The following is a 12797-nucleotide window of genomic DNA, read 5'->3' on the forward strand; positions in this document are numbered from 1 at the left end:
CGTAAAAATAATGATTTAAAAGAGCAAAAATACACGTCACTTACATTAATCACTGCCTGTTACTAAAAGGTCATCCCTTACTGTTATTAATAACTTTTGATCAGTAATAGCTTGTCCTTCTACTACTTCTAATGATTCAATATAACCACTGATCCCTATCTTAATTTCTACTTTCTGTTTATCTATTGTTTCAATTAATGCTAATTTCTCCCACTCATATACGTAAGAACTTTCCGTAACAAATAACTTCTCTACTTTCCCGTAACAAGGACTATACACGCATTCTATAACCGTCTTCACTTTATACACTCCTCCTTCTTATTAGTTGGTACTGAAACGTTGCATATCCCTCCTTTAGATATATCAATTATTATTTATGCAAAATGCGTACCAATCTCCAATTCCTATTTAAAATGAAGGTTTCTCAAAAAAAAAACTTCATAACCGCAAAATTTTTCTATCATTTCAGAGATTTTAAAAGGAAAATAGCAAAAAATTTTTGCGATTTTATAAGAATTTTAATAAAATTATAAAAAGTCAGTCTTCATAGGGTGGAATGAGGAGAAGATAATCTATGCGTACAGAAGAAATTAATTTAAAACAGATCATTGAAATGAATATGCTATATGAAACTTTACTCAATGAACTCGACATCGGAATTCATATTATTAATGAGGAAAGTAAGACGATTATCTATAACCGCAAAATGATGGAAATTGAATCAATGGAGCGCTCAGATGTGCTATATAAAAGTCCTTTAGAAGTATTCGCATTTGAGGAAAATAAAAATAGTACTCTTATAGAGGCATTAAAATTTGGAAAAACAAAGAAAAATATAAAACAAACGTATTTTAACAATAAAGGACAAGAAATTACAACGATTAACGATACTTTCCCTATAATAGAAAATGGAAAAATTAAAGGCGCTATTGAAATATCAAAAGAAATTAGTAACTTAAAGCAAACGATAAAAATAGGTCCTTCTCGAAAACAAAGTACTAAATTTACCTTTGATCACATAATTGGTGATTCTGAAGCCATTCAATCAATCATTACAGAAGGAAAAAGAGTAATTCGTACATCTTCCTCCATACTTCTAGTAGGAGAAACAGGCACTGGTAAAGAACTATTTGCACAAAGCATCCATAATGAAAGTCAGCGTTCAACAAAACCCTTTATTTCACAAAACTGTGCCGCTATACCTGATACCTTAATGGAAAGCCTACTATTTGGCACAAATCGAGGTGCCTTTACAGGAGCAATAGATAAATCAGGCTTATTCGAAGAAGCAAACGGAGGAACTTTGTTATTAGATGAAATCAATTCATTAAGCCCAATACTTCAAGCTAAGTTGCTGCGGGCTATACAAGAAAAAACAATACGAAGAATCGGAGGTACACACGAAAAAGAAATTGATGTTCGCATTATAGCAACTATCAATGAAGATCCCTTTGAAGCCATCGCACATAATCGATTAAGAGAAGACTTATATTACCGATTAAGCGTCGTTACTTTATGTCTTCCACCTTTACGTGAAAGAAAAGAAGATATTCCAGCTCTTGTTCAGCACTTTATTGAAAAATATAATACTCAATTCGGGCTCAACGTAACCGATGTAGATGTAAATGTAAGAGAATTTTTCTATGCCTATGATTGGCCTGGAAACGTACGGGAGTTGGAACATATAATTGAAGGTTCCATGAACTTGATAGAAGATGAAACCATCATTACAGCGTTTCATCTTCCTACTCGCTTTCGCGAACGAATAAAAACAGAATTCAATATGCAACATGCACTAACTACTCACAATACTGATGCACCTAAAACTTTAAAACACACAATAGAAAAAATGGAAAAGAACTACATTAACCAAATTCTTAAAGAGAATCATGGCAACATCTCACAAGCTGCAAAATTTTTAGGATTAAGTAGGCAAAACTTACAATATCGCATTAAAAAACTGCATTTACACATATGAAATAAACATGTCTCCAAGTGTAAAAATGACTTGGTAAAATATGTTATAATAAACATATAACATGCTAGAAAGGGGCTATATATGAGTAATGATAAAAAATTAAAGTTATTACAATACTTATACTTTTTCCCTGCCATGCTCTGTATGATGTTATTCATTAATGCCGATGTAAGCAGCTCTCCTTATGCAAAGCTATTAGGAACAATTTTTGGCTCCTTTGCAGCTATTATGCTTGCTGCTTTTTGGAATTTGAAGATACGTATAAAAAACGAAAAATCTTCTTAATACTAAAAAAATCGAGCTACTTAGCCCGATTTTTTTATTTGCCATTAAAACTCAACATTCTCTAAATACAACCCACTTGCCTCAGCAAGACAATTAATTTGATTGCGCTGCTTTTCCTCTAAAATGTTTGGAATTGCTTCAGCATCTAATTGTCCTAATCCAACTTCAATTAATGCCCCGACAATTTTTCTTACCATATTATGAAGGAAGCCGTTACCACTTACTCTAATTTGTACAAACCCTGCCTCTTCCATCACATCAAGTGTATATACTTCTCGAACCATAGATTTTTTCTTTGATTTCGCATTTGAAAAAGCAGTAAAGTCATGTGAACCAACTAAATGTTTTGCAGCTGCTTTCATGCTTTTCACATTTAATTTTTTATTCACATGCATGCTGTATTTACGCATAAATGGATTTGTATGCTCTTCATTCCAAATTTTATACAGATATGTTTTTGCTTTAGAATTGTAACGAGCATGGAAACGATCATGTACTTCTTCCACATTCGTAATGCTAATATCGTTAGGTAAATATTGATTTAAATATTTTTTCACTTTATGTTCCACTAACTTCTCATCACTTTGAAAGTTAGCAACTTGATTCAAAGCATGTACACCAGCGTCTGTTCTACTACAACCGATAATTTCAATTTCTTTTCCGACCATTTCAGATATGACACTTTCGATTTTTCCTTGAATTGTATTATCGTTATTACCGAGACGTTGCCATCCTTTAAAACGTGCGCCGTCGTACTGAATCGTTAATTTATAATTATGCATCGTATTCTCCTTGTCTTATTGACCTAAAAATATAATCCCTCATACAGCTTTTCCATATGAGGGAACTATAACATATTGTTACTTCATTCTAAAAGGAATAAAGTAATCTATTTACTAATTACGATTCGTTCGAATCCAGGAATCTCCTAAGTATGTTCTAATTTTTAACCAACCAAATGATGTTGTAGATTCTTCAACTACAAATACCGTTTGTGGTGCAAAAGTGCCGATTGCTCTACCGAAAGGTTGATCAAATGCTGTAAACACATTTGGGACATGGTAATAAGACCCTTGTGGCGCAATCCATTTTTCTCCAACCTCAGCCTTAATTTTCTTCCAACCATTTTCTCCTTGTTGAAGTACTCTTACAGATTGGGCTGAGAATTTCACACCATGATGCATGTACTTAGGTTCATTGTATGCATAAAAATCACGATTAATATGTTCCACGTGTGGATAACGAACAATCCACTTTGGCCCTAAATACGTATTAATTAAAGACCAACCGTTTTCTTTTGTCTGCAAAATATTAACCGTTTGTGGAGCGAACCAAGCATCTGGATTTTTAGCTTCAGGGCTACTGTATGCTGCAAAATTCTGCTTCATTATTTGTGGCATTCCATTTACACTTGTCCACTTCTGCCCCAAATATGTATCAATCAAAATTTCACCTCTTAGTGTACCATCACGTGCAATAACAGTTTGAGGACTAAATACGTACTTCGCACTGTCCATATTAATCCAATCAAAAGCTTCAAAAGTTCGATTAATTTCTACTTTAGCGCCCTCTGGTGCGATAAATCCACCACTTATCTTCCACCATCCACTAGGATGTTGATTTGTAACATAAACCCTTTCTCCTGGCTGCAGTTCTTTTTTCACAGGCGAATTAAAACTACGACTTTCATATACTTTTAATGTTTTTGTTGTTTCATATGATTCCGCATGTGCAGAAGTTGCAAATAAAGAAACCATCCCAAAAACAAATAATGCCAACCATTTTTTCATAAATCTTCTCCCTTTTAGCTTATTTTCTATAGCAAATTTGCTATGTTACATCCATATTGTAATTTATTAATACAGAGTGGTCTATACAATCTGAACACTGTATATTTTTACAAATTTTTTTGAGTGCAGCAAATAATTTCATATAATCCATACAGAAAGTATGGATATTGATTACGTAACGTGATTTATCTACTAACATAACAAAAAATGTTGATGTAGTTAACCACATCAACATTTTTAATCCTTCTTATTTCAAATTTAATCTAACTACATTCTCAACATGCGCAGTATGCGGGAACATATCAACTGGTTGCACATACTCCACTTCATAGCTCTTCATTAATGCTTGTACATCACGTGCTAATGAAGAAGGATTACAAGACACGTACACAACTTGTTTCGGCTTCACTTTTAAAATTGTTTCCAGTAATTTATCATCGCAACCTGTACGTGGTGGGTCGACAACAATTACATCTGGACGCCATCCTTCTTTTACCCATTTCGGTAACCATTGTTCAGCTTTACCTGCTTCATATTTCGTATTTGTAAATCCGTGACGCTTTGCATTTTTTCTTGCATCTGCAATTGCTTCTGGAATTACATCCATACCACGTACTTCCGCTGCATCATTTGCAAGCCAAAGACCGATTGTACCAACACCACAGTACGCATCCACAATCTTCTCGTTTCCTGTTAACGCAGCTGCTTTTTTCGCTTCATTATACAAAACAACTGTTTGCTCTGGATTCAACTGGAAGAATGCACGTGCTGATAATTCAAATGATAAATCGCCAAGTGTTTCTTGAATGACTTCTTTTCCAGCTAATTTAAATGTTTTGTCGCCAAAAATAACAGATGTTTTACGCCAGTTTACATTTTGCATAATTGATTTAACCGCTGGCATCTGTTTTTGTACTTCTGCAATAAATTGTTCTTTATTTGGTAATTCTTCTTTTGTTGTAATAAGTGTAACTTGTACTTCCCCTGTTTGAACTGCAGTACGTGTTACAATTGTGCGTACTAAACCTTTTTGTTTTTTCTCATTGTAAATAGAAACATTTAATTTTTCTAAAATACGTCTTACAACTTTTGTCGCTTCATTCGTTGCTTTATGTTGAATCATACAGTGAGCGATATCAATTAACTGATGTGAGTTTTGTTTATACAGCCCTGTAATAACCTTTTCGTCTTTACGCCCCACTTGTAATTGACTCTTATTACGATAATGCCATGGATTTTCCATGCCAAGCGTTGGGCGAATTTTCTCTTCCATACTATTTTTCATGTACTTCTCAAATGCTTGTACAACGATATCACGCTTTTGATTCAATTGTTCTTTATAATCTAAATGTTGCAGCTGACAACCGCCACACTCCTCATATACTGGACACGGTGCTTTCACACGATGCGGTGAAGCTTTACGAACTTTTTTCACTTTCGCTTCAGCGAAGCCACGCTGAATTTTCGTTGTTTCTGCAACAACTTCTTCTCCTGGTAATGCCCCTGGAATAAAAACAACTTGTCTCTTAAAATAACCAACGCCTTCTCCGTTAATCCCAAGACGTTTAATTGTCACAGGAAACGTTTGACCAACTTCCAACTTACTCTCATGTTGCTTTTGTATCATTATTACACCTCTACTCTATACTTTTCCATAAATATAACGCTGCATAACTGCAGTATGGTTCACACTCTTGTTTCACTTTTTCTAAAAATGCATCATCAGGTTTATCATCTAATTGAAATATACCTTGCACTGCACGCTGAATCCCAATGTCCGCTTTCGGGAACATATTTTTCCGTCCAAGCCCAAACATTAAAAAGTTTTGCACTGTCCATGCACCAATTCCCCTAATTGGCAACAATTGTGCTGAAATGTCTTCTTCCGTCCCATTTTCTATACTCGCTAAATTTAATGTACCACTGACAATACTTCGACCTAATCCTACTATATATTCAGCCTTTCGCTGACTAAACTTCTGCTCTCTCAATTCTTCTATTGAAATATTTGCTACTATTTCCGGAGTGGGGAAAAAGAATACACCGTTCTTCTCTGTTCCATACCGTTTCACAAATTGTTCTGTTAACACAGTAGCAAATTTCAAATTTATTTGTTGGTGAATGATACAGCGAAGCAGACAAGCAAAATAATCAAATTCTAAAATAATTGGAGTATAAGCATATGTTTCAAATAGTGGACGTAATGATGTGTTTAAAAAATGATTTTGTATATCTTGAAACGGTTCATTCCAATGAAAAATGGCCCTCATTCGTTTCATGACTTTCTCTGGATCTCCTGTCTGACTAGAAATCCAAAACTGTGGATTTTGAACAGTACCAATCCCTTGTAAGCGAACAACAACCTGTTCCTCGTCTATACAAAGCGGGATATAAATAACTTTCTCATCTAATTGAATGACGTTAAGAGGATCAAAAGATAAACGTTTTAATACTTCTTCAAAATGATACGGATACTCTAACGTAACATGTTCGCTCCACATACGTTTCCCCATCCTTTTTACACATCATTATAGCATGAGAAAACCGTAAGCATACATGCTTACGGTTGATTGCCTTTTACTAAGTCATCTAGACTTTTAAAATGATACCCTTTCTCGCGCAAATCATCAATGATTTTCGCAAGTGCTTCTGCATTATCTTTTGATATTGCATGAAGTAATAAAATAGATCCTGGATGAATCATCGTCATAACATTATTATGCGCATATTGCCATCCTCTTTGCTGATCCACTTTCCAATCCAAAAATGCAAGTGACCAAAATACATTATAATAGCCCATTTCTTTCGTAAGAGCTAACGTTCTTTCACTAAATACACCGCGCGGAGGACGTACATATTTCACTTCTTTTTGCCCAGTTACTTTTTTAATTTCTTCCGTTACACTCGTTAATTCTTCACGAAGTTTCTCATCATTTACCGCTGTAAAATCAGGATGACTCCAAGAATGGTTTCCAATAATGTGTCCTTCATCCTTCATTCTTAACAATAAATCTTTTTGCGTTTTAATGTAATGCCCCGTTACAAAGAAAGTTGCTGGTACTTTTTTCTCTTTTAATACATCTAATATTTTCCCTGTGTATCCATTCTCATATCCATTATCAAATGTTAAATAAATATCTTTTTTCTTCGTATCTCCTAAATAAAACCCGCCATTTTTTTGTAGTAAATCTGTATATAACTTTCCTGCATCTGGTACTGTTTCATTTTTAGGACGCGGGATTCCCCAGTTATGTGGAGTATTTGTATAAGCCAGTGCTGAAACTGGAACAAGTGCCATCATAATTGAAAAAATGAGACCGATATATAACCATTTATATTTCATAAATAGTCTCCTTTCCATATATAATCGTACTTGTAGTTTCTGTTGCTACGCATTCTTTCATGCTGAACATGTTTTTCTATATATACCAAAAAAATGCATCTCGAATCATTCGAGATGCATTTTTTATTTACTTAAATACTGGCTCTTTAAAGCTAGCTAATTTTTCAAGTGATGTTTTATCAACATCTGCATGTAAGCTATTACCATGCGAGTCCATCGTTACAACTGCTTTAAACCCGTCGATACGTAAATGCCACATTGCTTCTGGAATACCAAATTGTAAGAAATCAACATCTTTCACTTCTTTAATACATTCAGCATAATATTGCGCTGCACCACCGATTGCGTTTAAATATACACCGCCGTGTTCTTCTAAAGCCGCTAATGTTTTCGCACCCATACCGCCTTTTCCAATGACAGCGCGAATACCGAATTTCTTCATAATATCGCCTTGGTACGGTTCTTCACGAATACTTGTCGTTGGACCTGCCGCTTTAATTTGCCAATTGTCATTTTCATCTTTCACAACAACTGGACCACAGTGGTAAATAATTTGTCCATTTAAATCTACTGGACAATCATTATCCATTAAATGCTTATGGATTGCGTCACGACCTGTATACATCATGCCATTAATTGTTACAACATCACCAACGCGAAGTTCACGAATTTGCTCTTCTGTAATTGGTGCTTGTAATACAATCTCACGTTGCTCTGTTTTTTCTTGTACTTCATGCTGAAGTGTATCTTCACCTTCTTGATATAGCCAATCCATAATGTCTCCTGTTTCAGGATGGATTTTCACACCAAGGCGACGATATGCCCAGCAATTATACGCAACAGATACATAGAAACTAGCTGGCAAACGATTATAGACGCCAATTTTACAACCAAGTAAAGTTGTTTCTCCGCCAAATCCCATCGTACCAATGCCAAGCTTATTCGCATTTTCTAATACGTACTCTTCAAGATGTTGTAACTCTGGTACTGGATTGACATCATCTAATGTACGGAATAATTGATTTTTTGCCAATTCATAACCTGATGTGCGGTCTCCCCCGATACCAACACCAATTACACCAGCGCTACATCCTTGCCCTTGTGCTTGATATACTGCATGAAGAAGGCATTTACGAATCCCTTCTAAATCACGGCCAGCTCGTCCAAGTCCTTCTAGTTCACACGGTAAGCTATATTGAATATTTTTATTCTCACAGCCACCACCTTTTAGGATTAAACGTGCATCAATATAATCTTTTTCCCATTGTTCAAACTTAATCACCGGTGTACCTGGTCCTAAATTATTTCCACTATTATCTCCAAAAAGAGAATCAACAGAATTGGGACGAAGTTTACCATCTTTTGTCGCCCGCTCAAGCGCATTATAGATAGCTTCCTTCAACTTTAATTGATTCACACCAACTGGTGTATAAATTTTAAACGTTGGCATCCCTGTATCTTGGCAAATCGGCGAGATGTTATCATCAGCCATTTTAATATTATTTGTAATTGTGCCAAGTGCCATCGCAGAACGAGTCCCTGCATTTTCTCGCTCTTTCGCTTGTTGAATCGCACGACGAACATCTTTCGGTAAGTTCGTTGACGTTTCAACAATTAGTTGATACATGCTTTCTTGAAGCTTTTCCATTGTTACTTCCCCCTCAATTGTGAACGCTACCAAAACGTTATGAGCTGAAAATTCAATTGTTATGCTCTTTAGCTATTTATTTGTTTCACGCTATTAGAGCATAAATGAAATTTTTCACAACTTGATTATACCTCTTTTTCTATCGTCCTTCTATTACCCGAACAGAAAAAGGCTACCAAATTGGAATTGGTAGCCTTTTTAATATATTATTCGTCTTTTTTAAATTGCTCACATTTTAATTCTAATTCATCTAACATTGCAAGAAGACGATCTACATCTTCTAATTCTACTTCTTCAGGTTCAATTGTATCAATTACTTCAATGAACATATTTAAACGTTCTTTTAAATATACTAATTGTGTATCTTTATCTTGAATTGCTTTTCCCATGAAGGCACTCTCCTTTTAATTCGAGTTGCTTTTATTATACCGCAAAAACGATTGCTATGGGCATGAAATTTCATCAATTTTGTCACAGTCATCCACTATAATGTAAGCCCTCTCTCTTTCCATGCTAAAAAGTTTCACTTTATAAAAAGCACATATTCTTCTATTATAGAGAATGGACAAATTGTTATTTCAATAGTCAAAGGAGTATTTCATATGACGATATCACAAAAAATGAAGCCGATTACTCCTTCTTACGATCCATGGGAAGCGTATATGGACCTTGAAGAGTACGGCAAACTACTATTAACAAATGTTGAATTTACAACGACGACGTTATGCAACATGCGCTGTGAGCATTGCGCTGTTGGTTACACGTTACAGCCGAAAGACCCAAATCCGCTTCCGATGGATCTTTTATTAAAACGATTAGATGAGATTCCTCATTTACGTTCTTTAAGTATTACTGGCGGCGAACCTATGCTTTCAAAAAAATCCGTCGACAACTATGTAACACCACTCTTAAAATATGCCCATGAACGAGGCGTTCGCACTCAAATCAACTCTAACTTAACTATAGATTTAGCACGTTACGAACAGATTATTCCTTATTTAGACGTATTGCATATATCTCATAACTGGGGAACAATTGATGACTTCGTTGAAGGCGGATTTGCAATGATGGAGCGTAAGCCTACTTACGAACAACGTGCAAAATTATTTGAAAGAATGATTACAAATAGTAAGGCTCTATCAGATGCAGGTGTACTTGTATCGGCCGAAACAATGCTAAACAAAAGAACTCTACCACATATTGAACATATTCACCGCCAAATCGTCGAAGAGATGGGCTGTAAACGTCATGAAGTTCATCCAATGTATCCAAGTGACTTCGCGAGTAATCTAGAGATTTTAACAAAAGCTGAAATTCGTGATGCGATTGAGCATTTACTAGAAATTCGTGATGAAAATGTATGGATGTTATTTGGAACGTTACCTTTCTATGCTTGTAGCGATGACGAAAAAGACATAGCTACATTTAAAAAATTGCAAGAGAGCAAAAATGTAACTGTTCGTAATGATCCAGATGGCCGTTCTCGTTTAAATGTAAATATTTTCGATGGAAATATTATTGTGACGGACTTTGGTGATGTTCCACTTCTAGGAAACATACAAACAAACACATTACAAGAAGCGTATGAAAAATGGAGCACTTCAAAAACAGCAAAATCATTAAGCTGCCACTGTCCTGCAGTAAAATGTCTTGGACCAAATGTTCTTGTAAAAAACAGCTACTATCCGACAGAAGATTTCTTATCAAAAACAGCAAACATTACATTATAAAAAAAACGTCAGCTTATAAGCTGACGTTTTTTATGTTATTGCGAGTGAGAAGAAGAAATAAATTTAAAAAACAAATGATCATGAATTGGAATTGCCGCTCCAATTCCTTGAGAAGTAATATTTTTCACAACAAGTCTTTTTTGATTTCCCTTTAATACAAGATACACTTCTCCAAATGTTACTTTTCCCTTTTCATTTACTGCTGGTGTATAAGCGTATAAATATCCAAGTTGACTCGGACTAATATTATACACACGCTCATGTCCAGTACCATAACCAATAGTTGTCTTAAACGAAAGAGGTAATTGTACTTTTTCAAGTGCTTTGAGAAGCATCATTTTTTTCACATCTGCAGCATCTTTCATATCTGCTGTTAAATCGCCTTCAACCGTCTTTTGTGTTTCTTGCTTATAGCGAAGTGGATATAAACGGTCTCCTCCGCGATTATCATACACATTTCGATTCACTTGTTTATATTCCCAATTAATCGATGTGTCTACTGATTCATAATGTAAGGCCCATTGACCTAAATAAATTTTTGCCCGATACCCTACTGCAAGTGGCGCATTTGAAATTGTCGTTTCATTAAACATCCGAATTAAGTCTGGATTTTCAATTTTAATATTAGCCGTTTTCAATAGCTCTTGAGCAAATTTACTTGGTTGTAAACGTGGCAAATCTTGCGCATCATTTGGAAATGTATTGTCTTTTGAAATATTTAAAACAGATGAAGGCATTTTTGTTCCTACTGTTGTCTTTGCAAAACTCATGTTAGGAAATAATAAAATAAACGAGACCATAGTTGAAAGACATATGCTGTATACTCGTTTCACCTGTCTGGCTCCTTCCTATGTAGGTATATATACTACTTCGTTTATTGTTTTCTCTGAGCGCAATTGTTATGCCTATTTTTCATAATAAATAAAAACCAATTCCCATAATGACATACGCCGCTAGTAAAGTGCCTCCTTCAAACCAGTTTGTATCTCCATCATTGGAAATCGCAATCGTTAAGAAAACGGCTGTAATCATAGACACAAGTTCTGGTATGGTAAATACTAAAGGCATCCTTTGCGCGAAGAACATAGATAGTAATACTAATACAGGAGCAACAAACATGGCGATTTGTAATGTAGAGCCTATTGCAATTTCAACTGCAATATTTACTTTATTTTTATAAGCCATAATAATTGCAGACGCATGTTCCGCTGCATTCCCAACAATTGCAACGATAATAACCCCTATAAATAACTCTGACCAGCCAAATGACTTTGCAACAGTTTCAAAAGTATGCACGAGTGCCTCTGACACATAAGCTACCGCTAGTGTTGCTATCGCTAAAATAAGTAGCGCCTTCCCTTTCGACCACTCTGGCTCTTCTTCATGCGCTACTTCGTCACTTTTATGTTGATATACACCACGGTGCGTAACTAACTTAAATAGTAATGCAGCAAGGTACATGATAATCATAATAATAGAAACACCTATACTTAATTGATACGTCTTGCCAGCGTCCATCTTCATTGAAAAGATCTCTGGAATAACAAAGGCCACAACAACAGCAAATATTAATAAAGCTGAATTATGCCTTGCATCATATACATTAAAACTTTGTCTTTTGTATTTAAGACCTCCAACAAAGAAGGATAACCCTCCTACTAATAATAAATTTCCAAGTACAGATCCCGTTAAAGAAGCTAACACCACTTCAATTAACCCTGCTTGAAGTGCAAAAATTGAAATGATAAGTTCAACAGCATTACCGAAAGTAGCATTTAATAATCCGCCTATTCTAGGACCAGAAACAATTGCTAGACTCTCTGTTGCTCTACCCATAAAACCAGCTAATGCGATAATCGTAACACAATACACAGCGAACATAATTGTTTCTGGCCAATGAAGTGTTTTTCCAAGTACAGATAGTGGTACACCTATAAGCGCTACTATAAGAAATATTTTATTAAACATGTTTTTCATCCTTCCATCGTATGTATTTCTCCTCAATATTATTATTATTCTTCTC

The 12797-nt window shown here is 35.2% G+C and carries 14 protein-coding genes; 3 read left to right on the forward strand and 11 right to left on the reverse strand.

What is annotated here, in order from left to right:
• Positions 1-45: 45 nt before the first annotated feature.
• Positions 46-300: a biotin/lipoyl-containing protein gene (locus ACTFN4_RS24100; protein WP_144561039.1), complete on the reverse strand. Its 255-nt coding sequence runs from the start codon at positions 298-300 to the stop codon at positions 46-48.
• A 274-nt stretch (positions 301-574) separates the two neighbouring features.
• On the opposite strand from ACTFN4_RS24100, the gene ACTFN4_RS24105 reads away from it, so the two are divergent.
• Together ACTFN4_RS24105 and ACTFN4_RS24110 are read left to right on the forward strand one after the other, a co-directional pair.
• Positions 575-1978 carry a sigma-54 interaction domain-containing protein gene (locus tag ACTFN4_RS24105; protein WP_001258445.1) on the forward strand — a complete coding sequence of 468 codons (1404 nt, stop codon included), beginning with the start codon at positions 575-577 and terminating at the stop codon, positions 1976-1978.
• 81 nt (positions 1979-2059) lie between these two features.
• Positions 2060-2263, forward strand: coding sequence for a hypothetical protein (locus ACTFN4_RS24110; RefSeq protein WP_000063860.1), 204 nt, complete (start codon positions 2060-2062; stop codon positions 2261-2263).
• A 44-nt stretch (positions 2264-2307) separates the two neighbouring features.
• Here ACTFN4_RS24110 and truA read toward each other — a convergent pair whose 3' ends face one another.
• The 8 genes from truA to ACTFN4_RS24150 all read right to left on the reverse strand — a co-directional run bounded on the left by truA (position 2308) and on the right by ACTFN4_RS24150 (position 9433).
• On the reverse strand, positions 2308-3045 hold the full coding sequence (truA, locus tag ACTFN4_RS24115) for a tRNA pseudouridine(38-40) synthase TruA (RefSeq protein WP_000553118.1): 738 nt from the start codon (positions 3043-3045) through the stop codon (positions 2308-2310).
• A 114-nt stretch (positions 3046-3159) separates the two neighbouring features.
• Complete coding sequence (locus ACTFN4_RS24120) at positions 3160-4053, reverse strand: S-layer protein (protein WP_000758930.1); 894 nt, start codon at positions 4051-4053, stop codon at positions 3160-3162.
• A 40-nt stretch (positions 4054-4093) separates the two neighbouring features.
• A complete protein-coding gene (locus ACTFN4_RS24125) occupies positions 4094-4288 on the reverse strand; it encodes a hypothetical protein (protein WP_086400884.1) in 195 nt (64 codons plus the stop codon).
• Between the two features lie 12 nt (positions 4289-4300).
• Complete coding sequence (gene rlmD / locus ACTFN4_RS24130) at positions 4301-5680, reverse strand: 23S rRNA (uracil(1939)-C(5))-methyltransferase RlmD (protein WP_000615207.1); 1380 nt, start codon at positions 5678-5680, stop codon at positions 4301-4303.
• Between the two features lie 10 nt (positions 5681-5690).
• The gene (locus tag ACTFN4_RS24135) at positions 5691-6554 is read right to left on the reverse strand and encodes a DNA-3-methyladenine glycosylase family protein (RefSeq protein WP_000269422.1); all 864 of its coding nucleotides are present in this window, start codon (positions 6552-6554) and stop codon (positions 5691-5693) included.
• 59 nt (positions 6555-6613) lie between these two features.
• Positions 6614-7396 (reverse strand): delta-lactam-biosynthetic de-N-acetylase, encoded by a 783-nt coding sequence (gene pdaA, locus ACTFN4_RS24140; RefSeq protein WP_000875956.1) that lies wholly within the window; start codon positions 7394-7396, stop codon positions 6614-6616.
• 127 nt (positions 7397-7523) lie between these two features.
• Entirely contained in the window at positions 7524-9044 is a 1521-nt protein-coding gene (gene fumA / locus ACTFN4_RS24145) for a class I fumarate hydratase (RefSeq protein WP_000413523.1), read from the reverse strand.
• Between the two features lie 206 nt (positions 9045-9250).
• The gene (locus ACTFN4_RS24150; RefSeq protein WP_000513558.1) at positions 9251-9433 is read right to left on the reverse strand and encodes an SE1561 family protein; all 183 of its coding nucleotides are present in this window, start codon (positions 9431-9433) and stop codon (positions 9251-9253) included.
• A 213-nt stretch (positions 9434-9646) separates the two neighbouring features.
• On the opposite strand from ACTFN4_RS24150, the gene yfkAB reads away from it, so the two are divergent.
• Positions 9647-10774 carry a radical SAM/CxCxxxxC motif protein YfkAB gene (gene yfkAB / locus ACTFN4_RS24155; RefSeq protein ID WP_000156016.1) on the forward strand — a complete coding sequence of 376 codons (1128 nt, stop codon included), beginning with the start codon at positions 9647-9649 and terminating at the stop codon, positions 10772-10774.
• Positions 10775-10809: 35 nt separating this feature from the next.
• On the opposite strand, the gene ACTFN4_RS24160 is transcribed toward yfkAB, so the two are convergent.
• Complete coding sequence (locus tag ACTFN4_RS24160) at positions 10810-11607, reverse strand: YfkD famly protein (protein WP_002083605.1); 798 nt, start codon at positions 11605-11607, stop codon at positions 10810-10812.
• 79 nt (positions 11608-11686) lie between these two features.
• Positions 11687-12742 (reverse strand): calcium/proton exchanger, encoded by a 1056-nt coding sequence (gene cax, locus ACTFN4_RS24165; protein ID WP_000482137.1) that lies wholly within the window; start codon positions 12740-12742, stop codon positions 11687-11689.
• Positions 12743-12797 lie beyond the last annotated feature (55 nt).

This window comes from Bacillus cereus group sp. MYBK95-2, from assembly GCF_051915225.1.
GTDB classification, from domain to species: Bacteria; Bacillota; Bacilli; order Bacillales; family Bacillaceae_G; genus Bacillus_A; species Bacillus_A cereus.